Source organism: Leptospira dzoumogneensis (genome assembly GCF_004770895.1).
GTDB classification, from domain to species: Bacteria; Spirochaetota; Leptospiria; order Leptospirales; family Leptospiraceae; genus Leptospira_B; species Leptospira_B dzoumogneensis.
Window position 1 is genome coordinate 471,789 of the sequence record NZ_RQHS01000019.1, and the last position, 20,977, is coordinate 492,765.

Sequence of the window (20,977 nt, forward strand, 5' to 3'; positions counted from 1 at the left end):
ATGCGATCGCGATGTTTATTCGCGAGAAGATCCATTCTCCTCTTCTGAACAAAACTCTTTCCAGGATCAATCGTGGAGAGATCATGTTAGTTTTGATCCTTCCTTATCTTGCATACGCTGCATGGCAGGGAAGTCTTCCTTATCCTTGGTGGATCGTAATTCCTTATGCAGGGCTTGTTGCCTATGCAAATGATCGTTTTGTTTTAGTATTAAAGAAGCTGATCGCTCGTAAAAGACCGCTAGTTACTGTGGCTGGAAAAGTGGATCAGAATCCGGACATGAAACATTCATTTCCTTCTGCCCATGCATCTAATTCGATGACGGCTGCATTGATCTTAGTGTTTTTGTTCGGTTTCCCGGAATGGTTTTTAGTGCTGAGCTTGCTTGCGGGGATCGGAAGATTATTATCTCTTCATCATTTTCCCTCCGATGTGCTCGGAGGGTGGTTGATAGGAACCTGTTTCGGGACCTTAGGCCTTTTTCTTGGCCGCTGGTTTCTTCCCTTCTTGTTTGGAACCACCTAAGGCATCCAAAGTAAGTTTGTGACGGATCTCTCCTTCGTGAGTGATCGTAGTAGAAGCGATAACTTCGTCGTTTAAGTCAAAGTTGATCTTCTTCTCTTTAACCAATAGTTTCAGATAATTTAATACGTTCTTAGCGAACATTCTGGAAGCATCTGAAGGAAGAGAACCTGCCAAGTTTCGGTGACCAACTACGGAAACTCCGTTTTTAGTTAATACAACCTTACCATGTTGAGTGTACTCGCAGTTTCCTCCGTTTGGAGAAGCAAGGTCCACTACTACGGATCCGGCTTTCATTCTATCTACGATCTTTTTAGTGATGATGATAGGAGCTTTTCTTCCCGGGATCAAAGCTGTAGTGATGATCACGTCCGCTTTAGAAGCAAACTTTTCGATCGCTTCTTGCTGGCGTTTTTTGTATTCTTCGGTTTGTTCTACAGCGTAACCGCCCGCTGCTGCGGAGTGAGTTGCACCTTCGACCTCGACGAATTTAGCGCCTAGAGATTGAACCTGCTCTTTTACTTCAGGGCGAGTATCGAATACGTCAACTACTGCGCCTAATCTTCTGGAACTTGCGATTGCTTGTAAACCGGCAACACCGGCACCGATGATAAGAACGGAAGCAGGAGTAATTGTTCCTGCAGCAGTAGTTAACATCGGGAAGAATCTGGTCAAATGAGTGGAAGCTATAAGAACAGCTTTATATCCGGCAACAGTTGCTTGAGATGAAAGAACGTCCATAGACTGAGCACGAGTGATACGAGCGATCGCATCCAAGCTCAGTACTGTAATTTTTTGAGCAGCAAGCTTTTTGATAACCTGAGGATTCACTGCAGGTTGGAACATTCCTAAATAGAAAGCTCCCTTTTTGATCTTAGATAAACTTGCTCCATCCGCTAAGTGAATGCTTACAACTAGGTCGGATTTTTTCAGTACATCCGCGCGAGATTGAATGGTCGCTCCGGCTTTTTTATAATCTTCGTCGGAGAAATAAGAACCTTCTCCAGCGCCTTTCTCGATGATAACAGAAGCACCGATTTTTTTAAAGGCATCAACTACGTCCGGCGTTACCGCTACTCTAGTCTCTTCCTTAGCTTCTTTTAAAACTCCGATATTCATACAGCCTACTCGAAACTCAATTTTTCGGTTAAATTCCCTTATAGGGGAAAAGTAGGTCCAGATTTTCTCGGCGAACGATTAATCCAAGTGATTTTTGAAATAATCGACCGTTTTCCTGATTCCTTCTAATAAAGGAACCTTAGGTTCATAACCCAGTTTTTGTCTAGCTAAAGTCAGATCCGGCTTTCTGCGGGCAGGATCGTCTTGAGGAAGAGTTTTATAAATGATCTTGGAAGAAGAGCCGGTCTCTTTTAAAACTAACTCCGCTAATTCTTTGACGGTAAACTCTCCGTCGTTCCCCAAGTTAACTGGTCCATTGAAGTCCTGAGTGTTCATCATTCTAATGATACCATCTACAAGATCGTCCACATAACAGAAGGATCTGGTTTGAGAACCGTCTCCATAAACTGTGATATCTTTTCCTGCAAGTGCTTGGACCACAAAATTGCTTACAACTCTTCCGTCGTCAGGAAGCATACGAGGTCCGTAAGTATTGAAGATACGAATGACTCTTATGTCCACTTTATGATTTCTGTGATAATCAAAACAAAGAGTTTCAGCGACCCTCTTTCCTTCGTCGTAACAACTTCTGATACCGATCGGATTTACATTTCCCCAGTATGTTTCTTTTTGAGGATGTTCGATCGGGTTCCCATAAACTTCGCTGGTAGAAGCTTGTAAGATCCTTGCCTTAACTCTTTTAGCAAGTCCCAGCATGTTAGTAGTTCCGAGAACATTGGTCTTAATAGTTTTGATCGCGTTGGATTGATAATGGATCGGGCTCGCAGGACAAGCGAAGTTATAGATCTGATCCACTTCGAGTCGGATCGGCTCGGTAATATCATGACGTATTAGTTCGAAGCGGGGATTGGAGAGAAGTTTTTCAACATTCTTCTTTCTTCCCGTATGAAAGTTATCAACGCAGATAACCTCGTTACCTTCTTGTATCAATCTTTCGCATAGATGAGATCCGATAAATCCGGCTCCGCCGGTCACTAGCACTCTATTAGCCATCAATTCTCTCGATATCCATAAATTCCGGCGGAAGAGGTTTGCCGTTCAGATCCAAACCTCTGCTTAAAAACCATTCCAATACTTCCGGAGTTACTTCTCCAGGAAATGGATTGTCTAAACCGACTACCGGCCCTTCATCAAATCCAGAAGTCTCATCCGGAACCGGACGAGGAGCTACCGCTCGCTTCAATGAAAAGAATATGATGGATACGCTAAAAAAAGACCAAAGCAGAGCAATCAAATATCCCAGGAACAAAACCGATTTCGGAACCGTTCCACCTGGAGAAGTTCCGGTCGCCCAATATGCTAAGATACCTGCATCGGTGTTCTGAACATTCTCAGTAAAATCCAAAAGATCGTATAAACTATATAAACTAACGCTAGTCCCTAAAAACACTGTGATCAATCTATCCCAACCGAATGGAAGGAAAGAAGAGACTAAAAGAAAAATTCCCCAAAGCAAACCCGTTCTTTGAGCAAGCCCCCCGGAAGAAGTGTACTTTAAAGTGAGTAATAAAACTGCCCCTCCCAAAAGTAATAAGGTGGGACGGACCAGACTTCCTTTGAATCCTCTATTGATCAGAAATCCTCCGACCAAACAAGAACCCAAATAACCTGCGGAGACTACGAATATAAAAGGACTTTTACCTGACGTAGGAGATGCGACAGTTTGGCCTGCTTCGTCGCCGTTCAGTTCTATCATCTGAACGGAACCGCCGGAAATCAAAGTTGCGATCGCATGCCCGGCTTCATGAATGAAAACTACGAAGTCTTTTAGATAAGAAACCCATCCATGATTCCAATAGGAAAGAAGAGTCACTATGATCGCGAGTAAGAGTGCAAGCCTTAGGAAACGATTCTCCATTCTAGGATCAATATCGGCTTTTTTGCCGTTTAATCCGTTTTAAAATGACTTAAAATTCCGCCAAATTTTTGGGAATGTTCCAGAGTATCTTTTACCGAATGTCTGATATTCTCCGAAGTAGCAGCTATGTCTTCCGCCGATTTAGAAATAGCGCTCATAGAGTCCGAAATTTCACCTGCAGAAAGTTTTTGTTGTTCGGAAGTGCCGGACATCATTTTTCCTAAAACCAAAACCTGATCGGAGCTGCTGCGTATTTCTCCGAGTCGTTTAGATTGTTCTAACAAAAGACTTTTTACCTTAGATGCGGAATTATGAACTTCTTCTATATAGTTCTGAAGATTTTCGAATACATCTACTGATTGCCCCACTTTCAGGGCACCTTCTTCCACCGAGTTGGATGTACTTTTTACGAGATATGTAATGTCTTTGATACTAGACTTGGTCTGTTCGGCAAGTTTTGAGATCTCATCTGCAACTACTGAAAATCCTTTTCCTGCCTCTCCCGCTCTTGCGGACTCTATAGATGCGTTTAACGCAAGCATATTCGTTCTTTCTGAAATACTTGTGATGATACTTACGATCTTATTGATCTCGTTGGAATAAGAACGTATCTGCTCCATGGATTGGATTGCTTCATTAAAGATCTGTTTTGCTTGGTCCGCTTTATCCGCTACATTCCCCGCTTGAGACTCTAAGTTTTGCATAGACTTCGAGGTTTCGCCCAGAGAAACATCGATAGAACCGATGCTATCGTTTACATTGGATAAACTTCTGGTTTGTTCGCTGATCGTTAATACGATCTCATCTATCGTTTTTGAAAGTTCATGAGAAGCTGCGGCAGTTTCTTGCACAGCATGCGCCTGCTTTTGAGAAACTCTTTCGAAAGAACCTACCGATTGGAATAATTCCTCGTACAATTTTAAGTTTCTTTGATAGTTCTCCTTCATTTGGACCAGAAGTCCCCAAAGACTGATGGTCATACATCTGAAGTTAGAATAAATCTTGTCAGCGTCTTCTATCCCTTCTTTCCTTGGGAATTCGGAAGCAAGATTTCCATTCACTACCTTGCCCACTATCTCCAGGGTTTCCGACATTTTCTTTTTCAGTTTATAGATGGTTCTCAAACAAAGAGTAAACCCGAGGACCACAGCAAGAAAGGTTACGATAGAAGCGACCGGGTCCGTTAAAAATAATTTCAGACCTAAGTAAGAAGAAGGAATGAATATACATGCGAATGTAAAGGTCACAAGACCGAGATATCCGAATTTCACTCGGATAGAATTTATAAATGAGAAGAAGGTCCTATATAGCCTCGACTCTCCATTCAGCCTTGCAAAAAGTTTTTCCGCCTTCTCTATTTGTTGTCTGTTTGTTTTCTTTCGAACAGACATATAACCGGTGATCACTCCATTTTCAAGAACAGGAGTAACGGTAGCATCTACCCAATAATGGTCCCCATTCTTTGCACGATTTTTAACGATCGCATTCCAAGGGCGGCCGGATTGAACAGTGCTCCAAAGGTCTTCATAAACCGCGGGGGGTATATCCGGATGGCGGACAATATTATGAGGCTGGCCCAGCATTTCCTCTTCTGAAAAGCCGCTTACATCCGCAAAATCCTGGGAAACGTAAGTGATCTTTCCTTTCGGATCGGTTCTGGAAATAATTACCGCCGATTCAGCGAACTGAATTTCTCGACCTGTAACCGGTAGGTTCTTTCTCATATTTTCAGTAATTTTTTGGGGTCAAGTTTGGTATAGCGAATTTAAAAGAATCGCTTCTTGATTTTAACAAATCGGAATATGAATGAGAAATAATTCCGAAAAAATTCCCTTCAGTCATAATACTTTCGGTTTATTTTATAGAAAAATGTATCTTAGAACCGACCTAGTTCTCTACTTTATAAAAACTAAATATGCTTGGATACATCCGGCAATACCGCCAAGAAATGCGCCTAAGCTGATCAATGTGGCCTCATCTTCCTTAAAGACCGAATGTAATAGATGTTCGAATTCCTCCGGCGGCAGTATACTTAAATTTTCAAAGACCAATTTTTCGATCTCCAATCTCTCTTCGATATAGTCTTTCATCTTGTCTGCGGTTTCAGGCACTAATTCCAGAATGGAATTCGCGATCTTCTCCTTTAACTCTTCCAGTTTTTTAGAACCCAAGATCAAAGAAGCGTAGGGGATCTTTTTCTTTAATTTCTCATCCATCAATTCTTTGGATTTGGAAAGAAGTTCCGTAATGATCAGATCTCCTCCTTTTCCTTTGAAGATCACACCTATCAAACTTTCGGGATCTAAAATTTTAGAAGCGACGACGGATGCAAATTCTCTGGAAACATCTATCTGTCTTTTTAAGAAAAGTCCCTGGTATTTAAAAAATAAAAAATTCTTAGGCTGCAAAGGAGAGAAGATCATAAGGATCGCAAGCCAGTTAGTGATATAACCTACAAAAATTCCCATGAGAGGCATGGTCCACCATTGGTTCAAATATGCGATGAACAAGACTTGGACACAACCTATCAAGAATCCAAAATAGATCCCTGAACGAATAATAAACCTGAACTCGGGGCCTCCACATCTTCTGAAAATTTCAGAAAGAACATTTGCGTTTTCTCCTGAAAGGGATTCTTTGATTAAATCACCGATCCCTAATATACTTTCCAAGTTTTTGCCGAAAGAAGTATAGATCTCTTCTATCTTTTTAGGAATGTCCTCTCTGATCTCTTTTTCTAAAATTTGTTTTGCTTCTTCCGGGACCATCTTCCAGATCACCGGGTTGTCTGCGAAAAAGATATCTTTGACTATGGAAGAGGATTTTTCTCCGATCCTATCTCTGATCAGATCCGAAATTTGCACAGGATCTATCTTTTTGTACAGATCATAAGGCCGGATCAATCTCTCCATCATCACGTCCGAAATGAGTCCGGCCATTTTTTTAGAATGTTTCGGAATAATTCCCTGCCAGCCTAAAATTCCCCAACCTCTAAACTTAACAGGATAGAAGATCATTTGCACCGCTATATAGTTTGTGATCCAACCTACAAAGGAGCAGGTAATCAAAATCGAAATGATCTCTATCATTGACCCGTGCATCCGGCCGAGTTTTATTGGCCCGAAAATTCGATTCAAGAAAAATTCAATATTAATTATATATGTAAAATCGGTTCAATCCAATGGAATCCAGGGTTTCTTTTTTTATTTCTCTTTCTATTCATGCGGTCCTATTTTTATCTTATTATTTGGTCCAATATATAAACCCTGAAAATTTTTCGGAACAGATCAAACTCAGTCTTAGCAAGGGCCAAATCCCAAGTGTACATTTTTCTCTTCCTAAAAATCAGGGAGAAGGACCGGATACTTCTTCTAATTCGGGCCTGGCTGGAACTCCGGAAGCGGAGATCGAAAGATTTAAAAACGAGATCCATTTTCCACCGGAAGCATTGGAACAAAGATTGGAATCGGATTGTTCTTGGGAAGTAGTGATAGGATCTAACGGAACGGCCAAAAAAGTTACTACTATCAAACCCTGCAAATATAAGGTTTTTGAAACGCAGTTTAGAAGATCAGTTTCTAGCTGGAAATTTCAACTGCCGGAAGGAAATATAATAATTATTCCGGTATCCTTTCGAATTGAATCAGATGATTGAATCTTCTAAATCATGGTATGCAGTTTATACAAATTCTAGGGCGGAGAAGAAGTTAGCGTTAGAACTTTCCAAAAAGGGAATAACCCAATACTTGCCGATTATTTCGACCAAAAAACAATGGTCTGATAGGATCAAAACCGTTCTAGTACCTGTTTTTCCTTCTTATGTATTCGTAAAAATTGATATAAGAATAGAAAAACTAAAAGTGCTGGAGACTGCGGGAGCAGTAAAATTTGTTTCGGTCGGCGAAACTCCCATCTTAATCGATGAGGAAGATATCGAAACTGTTCGGCAGATTGTCACCGAATATCCGGATAGGATCAAGATCGAAAGAGAAAGGTCGCTGGCTCCGGGTAAAAAGGTACTGATTAGAAGCGGGCCCTTTAAGAACAGAAAGGCCAGAGTGATCCGAAAAGGAAGTAAATCGTCTATTCTTGTTTCCATTTCCGGAATGGATACTACAGTATCCTTGGAATTGGATTCGGAACTTTTAGAAACGGACGAGGAGAATTAGAAGTGGGAAATACATTAGATAAAGTTAAAAAAGCTTTAGATACCGAGATCGAGGCAATCCTTCATTTTCGAGAGAATCTAGATCCGAATGTGGAAAAAGCGGTCGAACTCATCTTCCAATCCAAAGGAAAAGTGATCGTTACCGGAGTAGGAAAATCCGGAGACGTAGGTAAAAAGATCGCATCCACTTTATCTTCTACAGGAACTCCTTCGTATTTTTTACATCCGTCCGACGCGGCTCATGGAGATGCAGGAATTTTAGCGCAAGGTGATGTGGTCATCGCGATCGGTAAGAGCGGTGAAAGTGAAGAATTACTCAACCTTCTTCCTACCATAAAAAGTATTGGGGCCAAATTGGTAGGTTTAACCGCTAATCCTCAATCCAGACTTGCCCTGGACTGTGATATCGTAATCTTAACTCCAGTATTAAAAGAAGCATGCCCTTTAGAACTTGCGCCTACCTCCAGCACCACAATTGCTTTGATGTTGGGAGATGCGATAGCAATGGCATTGATGGAACTTAGAAATTTCCAAAAAGAAGATTTCGCATTATACCATCCTGCAGGAAGACTCGGAAAAAGATTGTCCCTAAAAGTGGACGATGTAATGAGAAAGGGGGACAAACTCGCAAAAGTAGGCTCAGATGCGAGTCTAGAAGAAGTTCTTTCCGAGATCACGAAAAAACTCGTGGGCGCGACAGGAGTTGTGGATCCGAACGGAAAACTGATCGGATTCGTAACCGATTATGATATTAGAAAATTATTAAATGATGGAAAGCTGGATAAGTCCATCAAAGCAAAAGATCTGATGAATTCCAAACCTACAGTATTCGAAACCGGGATCATGGCTTACGATGTTTTACAATCCATGGAAAGAAGAGAAAAACCGATCTCAGTAGCTCCAATTGTTTCCAAGGACGGAGCATTGCTTGGGATCGTTTCCATACACGATCTTTTACAAAAAGGACTCTGATTTCTGATGAGCAGCGATTCTCAAAAGATCGGGATCATTCTTACATTGAATGAAGATGAGTTTTTTGGATTAAAAACTCATCCTAAAGCCGATTTTTTAGAGATACGTTTGGACCAATTTCGTTCCGAGAAAGACGCTCCTAACAAGATCTTACAAAAAATAAAAGATCTAAAAGCTTCATGTGTATTCACATATAGGCAACCGGAAGATTCCAGTCTCAAAAGTTTAGGAGCCTGGAATATAGAGAACATCTCACCTTTACTTTCCGGATTAGAATCCGGAAAACATTATATAGATCTGGAATTGGATAAAGACAATCCTGTCTTTAACGGAATAGACGAAGATCGTTTCGGGATCATTCGATCCGTTCATAGTTTTTCCGGAATCCCGGATTACGAAGAATTACTCTTTTTTTTAAGACCCGTCACGGAAGAAGCTTTAGCAACAGTTAAGTCAGGACTTCCTTTCCAAAGGATCTTTAAGGTAGCTGCACTTCCGAAGAACGAAAAAGAATCGGAAGAATTCAAAGATTCCGCACTTAAACTTTCTAAACTTTGTGCTAAACAGAATATTCCAATCGGTTTCTGCGGGATATTAATGGGGGAATCCGGAAAAGAATTCAGGATCTTTCCGGAGAAGATAGGATCTCAATTTACTTATTGTTGTTTAGGAGCACCAAAGGCTCCCGGCCAAGTGGATTTGGAAACTTTACTTTCTAAAAGAAAATAAACGATCAATCCCTGTCTTGAGAATCGTCTTCTTCTTTATCATCTTCCGATTTTTTATGATCTCTGGTCCCGGCACGAGTTTCCAGAAAATTCTTAAAACCTTCGTCGGATCTGAACTTTTTAAATGCCTTATCTTTTTCCGCAGATAACCAATAGGAAGATTTAATACTTCCTGATTTTTTGATATAGGACATTGTCCTTTCTTGGTCATTCTTTTCCGCGTAACATTTTGCTAAGAGGTAGTAAGCTCCTGCAGAATCTTCTACCTTTTCTAGATGGGTAATCGCTTTTTCCACGTAACCTGTATAAAGATACGTTTTACCTAAGTAAAAATTATATTCTCTGATCTCTTCTTCGTCAGGTTGGACTGCATGGAAATATTTGAGAGCTTTTTCGTAGTTGCCGTTGTTCGTATAATATCTGGCGAGTTTTAAGATACCGTCGTAATATACGTCCGGAAGCTCTTTTAGTTCCGGATTTTCTTTTTCGATGGCGGCTCCGATCTCTTTCAGAAGATCATAACCTTCTTCTTTTTTGCCGATCTGTATCTTGCAGAGGCCGATATACATTCGTATCTCTCTGGTTTTTTCTCCATATTCAAGTGCTTTTTCGGCGGTTTTGATCGCGTTATCACAATCCTTTTGCTGCCATTTAATTTTGGTCAGACCGATCAAAGGAAGCACCGTATGTTTATTTGCATGTGCCTTTCTATAATACTTGGATGCTTCTTCGAAGTTTTTCTTTTTATGATACGCGGCCGCTTGGGTAAGATGTGTATAATAGAGTAATTTTTCCCTTTCGGAAGGGATCTTAGGTTCTATACGATTTAGAACTACAAGAGCATCATCGTAATTTCCTACTCGAACGAGCAGGGCACCGTATTTATAGCCGTACTCCACATTCTCCGGTTCATTCTTCACTAATCCGGAAAGAATGGATTCTGACTTAACAAATTCTTTTTCATTATAATAAGCTAATGCAAGTCTCCAAAGGATCTCTTTGTTGTTAGGGTCTTGTTTTAATTTTTTTTCGAGACTGGAAACACTTTCCTGTTCCGGTTCTTCTTCATGATAAACAGGTTTGCGATAACTTCCACCGGAAGAATATCTTTCTTCTGCGGCAGCTCTGATCTTTTGTATATGAGAAAGTTCCGGATCGATCTTTAATAATCGATTGGAATAAGAGATCACTTCTCCGTAATCTCTTTGGTAATTATGATAAAGAATGATCTTTGTAAGAGAGTTGACCAGATCCTTTTTTGGAAGATTTAAACTGACCGCTTTTTTGAACGCTTGGATGGATTTAGTATAATCTTTTTTGCTCTCATAGATATAACCCATATACATCCAGGCCTCACCGGAAGAAGGGTTTCCATCGTTATATTTTTGGAATTGTTTGAGAGCCTCAGTGTAATCTTTTCTGGAATAAGCTTTTTTACCTTCTTTCATATCTGCGAAGACAGAATTGGAAAAGAAGAATATATTAAAGCAAATCAGTAGAGAAAAGAAGGACTTACCCATACTAGTAAGACCTACATTTTCCCTCCGAATACTACAAAAGAAGGAAGGCATTTATCCAATTTTGGAAGAGAACGCCACGAATAAAGTGGAATTCTCGCCTTCCAAAAGGAATTATTTATTTCCTAAAACCTCTGACTTTCTTTGAGCTAAGGCTCTTGCAGCTCTTAGATTCACACTCATGGTCGTAATTTGAGGATTTACGGATAATCCTGTAGGATATACGGAAGCATCCATTACGAAAATATTCTTATGGCCGAAGAGTTGAAAATCCAAATCTACCGCACCTAGGTCGGGTGACTTAGCTGCTTGGATGGAACCATGAGGGTGAGCAGAACCGATCGCGATCTTTCCAGGCTCGATACTCTTGTCTAGTATCCAGTCGAACTTGGAATTTTTATCCACTGGGATTGGATCTAGAACATCAGGGAATGGGAATATGATCGCCTTTGCACCTGCGGCAACCTGCACTTCTGCGAGAGCCTTTAAACCTTTCAGTAAATTTTTACCGTCGGTAGGAGTGATCTCGAAATAAACTTTCCTTCTTCCCAAAGACCATTTTACGGAAGCGTTTGCTTCTCCATCAGCTCCGTCACGAACTAGCACGATACCGGCGCTCATATTCGGATACTTTTTCATAGCATCGAATTGTCTTTGTCCATAAAAAGGGATCAGTGAACTTGCTAATGTAGGACGGAAAGGTGCAACTTCTAACCAATACCCGTAGCCTGTATTGTCTTGGTTATGACCGTCTTTGATCACTGCGGATTGAGGAGGCCCGGAGAACATATTGATCGTTTCGTCGAAGATCGCAAAGTTCGTGCTTGTAGGATGGACTTTTAAATTTCTTCCGACCCAGTCGTTTCCTAATCCGGATCTTTGCAGCAATGCAGGACCTTCAATTGCACCTGCGCTTACGATCACTACAGGAGCTTCGATCACTACTTTTTCCAAAATATTGCTCGGAGCCTTTTCATAAGGATCCGGAGTGAATTCTGCAACTACGGTTTTGATATCTCCGTCTTGGATGTACTGCGCTCTCATATTAGAGATTACAGTTGCACCTGCTTCGATCGCATCAGGGATCCAAGTTAAAAATGCGGATTGTTTTGCATTGATAGGACAGCCTAAGCCGCATCGGCCTAGACCGATACAGCCTCTATTATTATTCTTTAATACTTCAGGATGCAGACCTAATACTTTTCCACCCTTCATAAGAGTGCTATTGTTTGCATTGATCAGATTCTGAGGGACTTCGTGGACACCGATCCTTTCATGGACTTCTGAAATATAAGAGTCCATTTCCTGTCTTCCGTAACCTTTCCAACCAAAACGGGAATCCCATTCGTTTGTCACGTAATCAGGAGGATAAAGAGAAGTTTGCCAGTTTACAGTGGTTGAACCTCCCACGGTCCTTCCTTGTAAGATAGAAAGAGTTTGCTCTTCTGCGATGATAAATCCCGCATCTCTATACAATCTTGCTTGGGAAAGAAACTCGTCACCGGTGAATTTTGCAGGAGTAAAATATCCGCCTTCTTCGATGAGTACTACTTTCCATCCTGCTTTTGCAAGAGTGGCAGCGACTACTGCTCCTCCCGCTCCGGAACCTATAATGACTGCTTCTGCCTGTAATTTCCAAACTCCGTCTTTGATACCTTTCTCTTTGATCAAAGATTCATGTTTATCCGGAGTGATGATCTCAGAATTTGCGTTAGGAATCCCGCCCATAGTTCTTAACCTTTATATCCCACTAGTTCGTTATAATCTTTTTCCATAGAAACTAAGAAGAAGGACAACTGGCGCATGATATTATAAGCACCTCTTTTCAAAGATAAGGAAGAGTTTTTCCAGGAAAGAAGTCGTTTCTCTCTATCTTCTTTGGAAAGCCCCACCATAGAGGTGAAAGAAAAATCCAAAGCGAGAGAAACAAGAGAAGATCCAGGCAAGAATGCCAATAATTTTAAAACGGATTCCGTATCGATAGGATAAGGATGACCGTAGATGTATTTATCCGCAGCCACTCCTAAGTCGAATCCTTGGATTGGATTTCCTACCAGGAAAACTTCTTCCAAAGATTTGAAAGCGAGGTATTCAGAATCACTCAATCCATGCAGCTTAGGAATAGATCCAGGTTTGCAGGAAGCTTGAGGAACTAGGATAGCCGAGATGGCCGCCGTTTTGAACAAAAACTTTAGAAAGCGACTACGAGAAACTTTCTCATCCAGAAACGATTCCAATTCTAACTCCTAAACTTTGTTCGAAAAAACAAAGTTTGCCGTAACGAATGTTCTGGAATATGTTCGACTTTGTCTATCCTTTCTTTTGGAATTTTTTCATCTTCACGTAAATTTTAATTTCTTCAAAATCAATTCTATCTAATTCAACAGGAAAGGTTTCACCTAATGAATATTGTTTGGTATATTTTTTAGAATAGAATGTGAAGTCTGTCTCTGCTTGTAGCTCACCTTCGTCGGTAAATTCAATCGCAGGAATGATCGCTTCTACCGGAGGATTATTCAATTCTACAAACGCAACTGCCGCTTTGAACCCTACAAGAGTCGCGGTAAATTCTTTGATCCCTGTTTTTTCTAAGAACCTGCAGGCCTTGAGTTTATAATAATCTCTTTCAGAATCCGTAGCCTTTCTTTCTTCGTGAGAAGTATGAAGACCCATCACTTTGATATCTTCTTCTGAATAAGGTTCTTGTTCGGAGATTAGGATACTTTCTAAAACCCTATGACAAACCAAGTCAGGGTAACGACGAATAGGAGAAGTGAAATGGCAATAGTCTTTGAAACCCAATCCCCAATGCCCCAGATATTCTCCCGAATAATATGCCTGCATAAAACTTCTCAAAAGAGAAATATTGAACAGACGCTCCGAAGGACTTCCTTCAATCACTTGTAGAACATGTCGAATGGATTCGTAGTTTGTATCCTGTAGCTGAGCATTGACCCCGTTCAATCTTAAGAAAGAATTCAACATCTCCAGTTTTTCAACATCCATCGGTTCGTGTACACGATACAAAGTAGGTCTTTCTTTTTTACGAATATACTCTGCTACTTTTATGTTTGCAGATAGCATAAATTCTTCGATCAGGATATGAGCCTGTAGTCTGTCCACAGGTTTGATCTCTACCACATTATGTTCAGAGTCAGTGACTACCTTTGTCTCTTTCAGATTCAGATCCACTCTTCCGGAATTGAGTCTTCTTTTGCGAAGAATGTCCGCAAATTTCATCATTTGGAAGATCCAATTCTTAGGATCTCCGGATTTGATCTCTTCTTCTGCTCGATTATAAGTGTATCTTTCTTCTACCTTAATTATGGATTTATAGAACTTAGCATGAAAGATTGTTCCGCTCCAATCCGCTTCCATCTCCACTGTGAATGCCAGTCGATTCTTCTTGGCCACAAGACTACAAAGATTTTCAGAAAGTTCAGGCGGAAGCATAGGAACCACTCTACTTCCCAAATAAACGGAAGTTGCTCTTGTGTATGCCTCTATATCCAGATCGGAACCTGGCTGCACGTAATGAGAAACGTCTGCTATATGAACGTAGAATCTGATCTTCTTCCCTTCATCTATAAAGGAAATTGCATCGTCAAAGTCCTTGGAATATTCCCCGTCTATAGTGATGGATTTGAGCTCTCTCAAGTCCACTCTGGAGTTCCAATTGTCGACTGTGGATTCATCCACCTCGTCAGGAAGTTCTTCCAATTTTACTTCCTCAGGATAGAGGATAGTATAATTGTACTTCATCAGCATTCTCATCAGATCCGTATCTTCTTTTGTATCCGACTCGAAACGAACAAAGTGAGCTTCGTATAGATTTTTTTCGTGATCAGAATCCTGCTTTAAGGTAACGATCAAAACATCTCCTATATTGATCTCATCTTGTAGATCCTGGAGTAATGTTTTGCGGGGAAGGAAACCTTCTTTCAGATCTCCTTCCATATCTAAGAAGGTCCCGACTATAAATTTATAATCCTTTTCAGTGACCTTCATTCTATAAAGTTCACGGCCTCTGCGGAGAACGGAGACAACTTCTCCTTCTAATTTTCCTTTGCGGCCGATTCCTGTAGGAAGAATTTCCACAAGGTCACCTTGTATCGCAGAAGAAGTATATTGGCTCGGAACGAATACTTCGGTTCCAGTAGTCAGTTTTACGAATCCGTCTCCCTTTTTACTTAAAGAGATAGTTCCGCTTAAGGTTTGGTTGGGACGAACTATGATATTCTTTTTTTGGATCTCTATCAGGCCTTCTTTTTCGAAAAAGATCAAAACTTCTTCCGCAGAACGTTTTTGTTCTTGGGCTTCCCATTTTTCTCTCCTGAAACCTTTTTTCTGTCCCGCATGAGCGATAAACTTAGAATAAATCTCCTGCATAGAGAGAACCTTTCCGGCTTTAGATCGGAAAAATTTTAGAAGTTTTCTGCCAGGTTCATTCTCTCTTTCCCAATCATGACTTCCGAATTTTCTATCATAAAACTTGGGCTTTGATGCTGGAACATGAGATTCCGGTTTGGATTCTTTATTAAACTTAGGAGCCTTAAATTCTTTTTCTTTTTTAGGTGGAGAAGGGACCGGAGGCGGATCAAATTTCTGGATCTTTTGGTCTCGTGAAGTTTTTTTCTCCACAGGAAAAATTTCGAACTCGGAAGAACGAGAAGACTTATGATCTTTTTTCTTTTTGGAGACCTTCTCCTTTGCTTCTCTGATCTTTTTTCTTAGATCATTCTCTTCTGAGGTTTTTGAAACAGATCTTTTAGATCCTTTGATCTTTTCACTATTGTCTTTGGTTTTTGTTTTTTTCTTTGTTTGTATTTGTTTAACCATTTTCTTTTTTTGTGTCATGTATAATATACCTTAGGCTTATCATCAGCGTAAGTTCCTCTCAGATAATTCGGAACCAATTGTAAATACGAATGATCCTCCGGCTTAGATAACGCCTTTTTGATCTCGCTGGACTTCTCCAATATACTCGCTTCCGGCGAAGGAAGATTTTCTTTCATATTTGTTCCCGCAAAAAATTCGGGAGAGTCGCTGAACTTAATTCCGGTAAGATAAGAGCCTATCCTATCTTCCGGGATGGTTTCCGGAATCAGATCCGGAGCAATATCCAAGGTGCCCCAATAACCTCTGGAGTCCCTTAGACCGAAATAAACTTTTCCTTGTTTCGCTTCTATTCCTACACAAACGGGAGATTCTGATTCCGCATAATATTGGCAGGTGTACAATTCTAAACTATCAATTCCTAAAACCGGAATATTCCAGATCTGTGAAAAGTTCCGAGCGGTAGCCACTGAAATCCTAATCCCGGTAAAAGATCCGGGACCGGTCGCTGTTACTATTATATCAGGCTTTTCCCAATTAGAAACCTTCAAACAATTAGAAATTTCTTTAATAAGTAAGAGAGAAGATTCTCTATTATGCAATTCCCTGTACTCTGAAAGTTTTTCTAATTTGCCATCTTCCGTTTTAAGATAACATCCCACTAAGATCCAAGAGTTTGTAGCATCGAAGAATAATATTTTAGTCATATGATTTTCTCCGATTTTAGGAAGGACGTAATCTCTAGATCGGACCTTCTCCATTCTTCTCCCAAAAACTCGATCTGCAGATTTCTGGTGTCCTCGTCTGCTTCTTCCAAATCGATCTTGATACGGAATTTTCTGTCTTTAAATTCAAGCTCTGCTTTTTCCCACCATTCTATCAGAGAAATCCCTTTACCGTTCCAATATTCTTCAAATCCAAGATCAGGAATTTCCTCGGAAGAACCGATCCGATACAGATCAAAATGAAAGATCTCTAATGGATCTCCCAATTGGTTTTGGATCTCCGGAAATGGATACTCATTCATCAAAGTATAAGTAGGAGAATTTACAAATAGTTTGGATTTGTCCAATCCAGGCCTTAATTCATCCAATAGAGCTTTTACTAGTTTAGAAACGAATGTGGTTTTGCCGGAGCCCATTTTTCCGGAAAGAAGAACTAGGGGAAATTTTCCTTCTTTCCAGACAGATGCGAGAATTCCCGTAAGTTTTGAGACAGGGATTTCTATAGAATCTAAGGTAAGATTTTCAAACCGTCCTAACATTCTATTTCTTAAAATAACTCTAAGACCTCTGCTTTTGGAAATCTATAGATGGAATTACAGAATTCGCAGGTGACTTCGATCTGTCCTTGCTCTTCTGCGATATCCATTGCTTCTTCTTTTCCTAAATTTTGGATCAGTTCCTTGATCTTCTGTTCGGAACAATCACATCTGTATTCAGGTCTTCCTGTTGCCAAGATCTCGAATTTTGTATTCCAAGAAGATTGCAAAATTTCTAATGCTTGGGAAACGGTTCCTTCGTAAACTTTGGATTTTTCCTCTTCTAATTTTCCGGCTAATTCTCTGACTGCATCTATATGTTCCCGTCTTGCTTCCGGCAATGCTTGTAAGAATAGACCTTTGATCCTCCAATGCAAACCTTCTAATTTAATATAAGCTACTAAGAAGGAAGGAACCTGCTCCGAGTCTCTCAAATAGTTTTCGATATTTGCTTCGAAACTTTGGTTTCTGAAAGGAACGATGGATTGATAGATACATTCTCCGTCTTTCCAACGGAATACTTTTAAAATCCCTAAATTTTCCTCTGAGATCTGTCCGGATTCTATATCTTCTTCCGGGCGATGTCTTAGAGTTGCCTTTAACTTTCCGTCACGAGTGCTATAAGCTAAAACTGAATGTATTTCAGTATCATCATAAAAGCGGATTTGAACGCTTACCTTTGTATCTTCTTTCACTAGATCCGCTAAGAAGAATGCGGCAAGCATCGTCCTTGCCAAAAGTTCCGTACCTGCATCATCGAAACCGTGTAAGTTAGACGCTGCGGTTACTGCGTAAGAAATTTCGGCTGAGGAAAAACGAAAGTGAACGTCGGGAAGGATCCCATAATGGTATATATCGTGATTTTCCATGCAATGTTAGGATTCCCGACCTTGTAGGACGAGGTTCTAATCTATTCTCCCTGAATCGTATCGAAAAGACAGTATTTTTTCCGAATTTCGATGGGATTTAACGGTTTTCTTTCTGGAAAGATCTTCCCTCAACAGGATCATCGTCTCTACCTTTTTAACATGCGAGGACCGAATGATTTTCGGAGCTGATTATTATCCTGAACAATGGACTCCCAAAGATTGGGAAGAAGATATTCGGATCATGAAGGACATGGGACTAACCAGAGTCCGTCTCGCAGAGTTTTCTTGGGCATTAGTCGAACCTAAAGAAGGTAAATTCGATTTTTCTTTTTGGAAGAAGATGTTGGATCTATTTCATAAACATAAAATGGATGTGATCCTGGGAACTCCAACGGCCACATTCCCTCCTTGGCTTGCTAAAAAATATCCTGATGTTCTTCAAGTGAGAGATAGAGTCCTAAGAAATATAGGAACAAGAAGGCAGGCATGTTTTTCTTCTCCGAATTATAGAAAAGCAGTGACTCGGGTCGTGACTAAGATGGCCCAAACATTAGGAAACCATCCTGCTGTGATCGGTTGGCAGATAGACAATGAGATCGGTCATGAAGGATCAGACATAGATCATTCTGAAACTTCTCTCAAAACATTTCGTCTTTGGTTGAGATCAAAATATAAAACGATCCAAAACTTAAACGATACTTGGGGAAATATTTTTTGGGGAGTGATCTTCAACGATTGGAATGAGATCCCACTTCCAGGTCCTCATGTGAGTGCAGGTTTTAATCCTTCTATGATCCAAGACTTTTACAGATTCCATTCGGATACGATCGTGGATTTTGTAAAATTGCAGTCCGATATTGTAAGAAAATTCTCTCCTAACAGAAAGCTTACTACGAATTTATATCCGAGTCCTTTTCTTCCTATCATTGATATGAGCGAATTATTCACTCATTTAGATTACGTTTCTTGGGACAATTATCCTACCTGGGGAGACCAAGAAGAACCGTTTCCTCATCCATTCATCTCGGCAATGCACCAGTACAATCGAGGTTTGAAAGATCTCCCTTTTACCGTGATGGAACAAATTTCAGGATTCCAAGGACATGATACTTTAGGCTATCTTCCTGCTCCTGGGCAGGTCCAGCTTTGGATGAAACAAGCAATCGTCCAAGGTGCAGAGCAAATCGTATTTTTCAGATATAGGACCGCAAGATTCGGACAAGAACAACTTTGTTACGGGATTTTAGACCACGATAAATCTCTCACAGACAGATATTTAGAATTGCAAAAAGGGATCTCCGAGATCTTACCCGATGCTAAAGATTTTGCTTCGGAACATTTTCCTGCGGATGTAGCTGTTCTTCATGATATTGAGAATGCTAGGAATTTTAAACACCAGCCAATCTCTTCCGGTTTAAAACATAGTCCCGTTCCATTCGCTCAAGTTGGGTATGACATCGAAATGGCAACCTGGTTTGCAGGTCTGAATATTCTAAATGTAAACACTCATTTCTTACCTATTTCCAAGGCAGACTTTTCAAAATACAAAGTTTTGGTCCTTCCACTCTATACAATGGTAGATGATTCCATTGTCAAAAAATTGGAGCAATTCGTTAGAGAGGGAGGTGTTTTAGTTTTAGGGTATAGAGCAGGTTTGAAGGACAAAAACTCTTGGATGTTGGATTCTCAGGTGCCTGGTCCATTCTCAGAAATGGCAGGGGTCAAAGTGAGAAAGTTTGAAGCAGTCGGAAATCGAAACGTTAAGTTCCGATTCAGGGTGTTACCGGGAAACTGTTCCAAAATCTGCGAGATACTGGAGCCTACTACGGCCAAGGTTTGGGCAAGATATTCCGATAATAAGAAATTTTATAAGGGAAAACCTGTCATAACTTGTAATCGATTCGGAAAAGGATCTGTCGTATACGTTGGAGCGAGTCTGAGTCCGATCTCGTTTATGCTATTATACAGAAGAACCTTAAGAATGGCAGGCATCCCTTTTACTTTTTACGGCCCGACAGTGGAGCGCAGTTTTAGAAAGGGAAAGTCCAAAGACTACGAAATTTTTATCAATCATTCCGGTAAGAAGGCTCTTGCAGGTTTCAAGCTACTCAAACCATACGAGGTGAGGATCCTGCCTAAAACGAAAAAATGAAGCTGAATGAAGTTAAAGAATTAAACAAACTCTTACGAAATCATTCGAATGGAAGAAACAAGGGTAATTCCGTATATGTGGATAACCTTCATACTTCCTTCGTTGAGTTCGAAGAAAAATTTATTCTACCTTCTACTTCCGTTTTCGAAATAGAATTTAGCGCCGCAGAAGATTTTCTAAAATCTATTCTACAACTCGCTCCCGAGTTAGTCGCGGATTCTCTTGTTCTTCCGGAACCCAGACCAAAAAGGGATATTGATCGTTTGTTCCTGATCAAACCGTTCTATACGGAAGGAGAAATGTTCAGAGAAAATTCTCCCGAAGTGTGGAGAGAGAAACTTCCCCCCTTTGCAATCGTTACTAGTTTTCATGTGATGCATCTTGGTGGGGCGCCTAAAGAAGATATTTATACCCAGGCTTCTCAAGGAAAAACTATGTCCGTTTATACCAAGAGAGCTTACTTTTCTTCTAGAGTAATTCCTCTGGATTCTCTTACTGTCTTAGAAGATGCAGTGATGGACTTCACCGCCAAAAAGTACCAAGAGTCCGACTTCATGGTACAGATCTCCACGGATACATTCGAAGGAGTTAGACATACATATTCCGAAATTTTTGACGAGGTGGATTATTCTAAGCAGGTAAGCTTTATCCATGAGTCTTTGGGGATTACACCTGCAGACTGGACTCTAGGAAAAATATTCGCTCCTTTAGCGGTGGAATACCTGACCTTGACCGCCAGGTTTCTGGATACTTCTCTAGACAGGATCGCAAAGGATTTTAATTCATTTCACCAAGTTGTTGATCTTTTGTTAAGACCAGGCAGCATGACCTTAGAAGAATCTGCCCGAAATTCATTCTTCGCGTGGCTCCGATCTCATAAGTCGGAGAGGATCATTTCCCCTTCAGGAAACATGACCTGGAAAATTTTGAGGGCAGAAAGGACATAAGCCCGAAC

The 20,977-nt window shown here is 40.5% G+C and carries 19 protein-coding genes; 7 read left to right on the forward strand and 12 right to left on the reverse strand.

Features of this window, described 5'->3' with window-relative positions; genetic code table 11:
* The first annotated feature begins 11 nt into the window (after positions 1-11).
* A complete protein-coding gene (locus tag EHR06_RS15830) occupies positions 12-524 on the forward strand; it encodes a phosphatase PAP2 family protein (RefSeq protein ID WP_135758074.1) in 513 nt (170 codons plus the stop codon).
* Here EHR06_RS15830 and EHR06_RS15835 read toward each other — a convergent pair.
* The 5 genes from EHR06_RS15835 to EHR06_RS15855 all read right to left on the reverse strand — a co-directional run bounded on the left by EHR06_RS15835 (position 471) and on the right by EHR06_RS15855 (position 6,608).
* Positions 471-1,640, reverse strand: coding sequence for a Re/Si-specific NAD(P)(+) transhydrogenase subunit alpha (locus tag EHR06_RS15835; protein ID WP_135757880.1), 1,170 nt, complete (start codon positions 1,638-1,640; stop codon positions 471-473). The two genes, EHR06_RS15830 and EHR06_RS15835, sit on opposite strands and share 54 nt — an antisense overlap.
* 78 nt (positions 1,641-1,718) lie before the next feature.
* Complete coding sequence (locus tag EHR06_RS15840; protein WP_425269005.1) at positions 1,719-2,654, reverse strand: UDP-glucuronic acid decarboxylase family protein; 936 nt, start codon at positions 2,652-2,654, stop codon at positions 1,719-1,721.
* On the reverse strand, positions 2,647-3,519 hold the full coding sequence (locus EHR06_RS15845; RefSeq protein WP_135757881.1) for a M50 family metallopeptidase: 873 nt from the start codon (positions 3,517-3,519) through the stop codon (positions 2,647-2,649). Before EHR06_RS15845 ends, EHR06_RS15840 begins: the two co-directional genes overlap by 8 nt.
* A 29-nt stretch (positions 3,520-3,548) precedes the next feature.
* A complete protein-coding gene (locus EHR06_RS15850; RefSeq protein WP_135757882.1) occupies positions 3,549-5,243 on the reverse strand; it encodes a methyl-accepting chemotaxis protein in 1,695 nt (564 codons plus the stop codon).
* Positions 5,244-5,414: 171 nt separating this feature from the next.
* On the reverse strand, positions 5,415-6,608 hold the full coding sequence (locus tag EHR06_RS15855) for a DUF445 domain-containing protein (RefSeq protein ID WP_208757803.1): 1,194 nt from the start codon (positions 6,606-6,608) through the stop codon (positions 5,415-5,417).
* Between the two features lie 92 nt (positions 6,609-6,700).
* Between EHR06_RS15855 and EHR06_RS15860 the strand changes: the two genes are divergently transcribed.
* Genes EHR06_RS15860 through EHR06_RS15875 form a run of 4 tightly spaced genes read left to right on the forward strand, consistent with a single transcriptional unit; the run spans position 6,701 to position 9,388 of the window.
* Positions 6,701-7,174, forward strand: coding sequence for an LIC_10042 family TonB-like protein (locus EHR06_RS15860; RefSeq protein ID WP_135757884.1), 474 nt, complete (start codon positions 6,701-6,703; stop codon positions 7,172-7,174).
* Complete coding sequence (locus tag EHR06_RS15865) at positions 7,167-7,688, forward strand: UpxY family transcription antiterminator (RefSeq protein WP_208757814.1); 522 nt, start codon at positions 7,167-7,169, stop codon at positions 7,686-7,688. The genes EHR06_RS15860 and EHR06_RS15865 overlap by 8 nt, the downstream gene beginning before the upstream one ends.
* A gap of 2 nt (positions 7,689-7,690) precedes the next feature.
* Positions 7,691-8,659 (forward strand): KpsF/GutQ family sugar-phosphate isomerase, encoded by a 969-nt coding sequence (locus tag EHR06_RS15870; RefSeq protein WP_135757886.1) that lies wholly within the window; start codon positions 7,691-7,693, stop codon positions 8,657-8,659.
* Between the two features lie 3 nt (positions 8,660-8,662).
* Positions 8,663-9,388 carry a type I 3-dehydroquinate dehydratase gene (locus tag EHR06_RS15875; RefSeq protein WP_135757887.1) on the forward strand — a complete coding sequence of 242 codons (726 nt, stop codon included), beginning with the start codon at positions 8,663-8,665 and terminating at the stop codon, positions 9,386-9,388.
* A 4-nt stretch (positions 9,389-9,392) separates the two neighbouring features.
* On the opposite strand, the gene EHR06_RS15880 is transcribed toward EHR06_RS15875, so the two are convergent.
* The 7 genes from EHR06_RS15880 to EHR06_RS15910 form a co-directional block, all read right to left on the reverse strand.
* Entirely contained in the window at positions 9,393-10,907 is a 1,515-nt protein-coding gene (locus tag EHR06_RS15880; protein WP_135757888.1) for a tetratricopeptide repeat protein, read from the reverse strand.
* Positions 10,908-11,018: 111 nt separating this feature from the next.
* Positions 11,019-12,632: a GMC family oxidoreductase gene (locus EHR06_RS15885; RefSeq protein ID WP_135757889.1), complete on the reverse strand. Its 1,614-nt coding sequence runs from the start codon at positions 12,630-12,632 to the stop codon at positions 11,019-11,021.
* Between the two features lie 5 nt (positions 12,633-12,637).
* A complete protein-coding gene (locus EHR06_RS15890) occupies positions 12,638-13,141 on the reverse strand; it encodes a hypothetical protein (RefSeq protein ID WP_135757890.1) in 504 nt (167 codons plus the stop codon).
* Between the two features lie 73 nt (positions 13,142-13,214).
* Entirely contained in the window at positions 13,215-15,761 is a 2,547-nt protein-coding gene (locus tag EHR06_RS15895; protein ID WP_135757891.1) for a ribonuclease R family protein, read from the reverse strand.
* On the reverse strand, positions 15,758-16,447 hold the full coding sequence (gene tsaB / locus EHR06_RS15900) for a tRNA (adenosine(37)-N6)-threonylcarbamoyltransferase complex dimerization subunit type 1 TsaB (protein ID WP_135757892.1): 690 nt from the start codon (positions 16,445-16,447) through the stop codon (positions 15,758-15,760). The genes EHR06_RS15895 and tsaB overlap by 4 nt, the downstream gene beginning before the upstream one ends.
* Positions 16,444-17,004 (reverse strand): tRNA (adenosine(37)-N6)-threonylcarbamoyltransferase complex ATPase subunit type 1 TsaE, encoded by a 561-nt coding sequence (gene tsaE, locus EHR06_RS15905; protein WP_135757893.1) that lies wholly within the window; start codon positions 17,002-17,004, stop codon positions 16,444-16,446. The genes tsaB and tsaE overlap by 4 nt, the downstream gene beginning before the upstream one ends.
* An 8-nt stretch (positions 17,005-17,012) precedes the next feature.
* Complete coding sequence (locus tag EHR06_RS15910; RefSeq protein WP_135757894.1) at positions 17,013-17,870, reverse strand: Hsp33 family molecular chaperone HslO; 858 nt, start codon at positions 17,868-17,870, stop codon at positions 17,013-17,015.
* A gap of 172 nt (positions 17,871-18,042) precedes the next feature.
* On the opposite strand from EHR06_RS15910, the gene EHR06_RS15915 reads away from it, so the two are divergent.
* Together EHR06_RS15915 and EHR06_RS15920 are read left to right on the forward strand one after the other, a co-directional pair.
* Entirely contained in the window at positions 18,043-20,022 is a 1,980-nt protein-coding gene (locus EHR06_RS15915; protein WP_135757895.1) for a beta-galactosidase, read from the forward strand.
* Positions 20,019-20,969: an LIC_10030 family protein gene (locus EHR06_RS15920; protein WP_135757896.1), complete on the forward strand. Its 951-nt coding sequence runs from the start codon at positions 20,019-20,021 to the stop codon at positions 20,967-20,969. Before EHR06_RS15915 ends, EHR06_RS15920 begins: the two co-directional genes overlap by 4 nt.
* Positions 20,970-20,977: the final 8 nt, after the last annotated feature.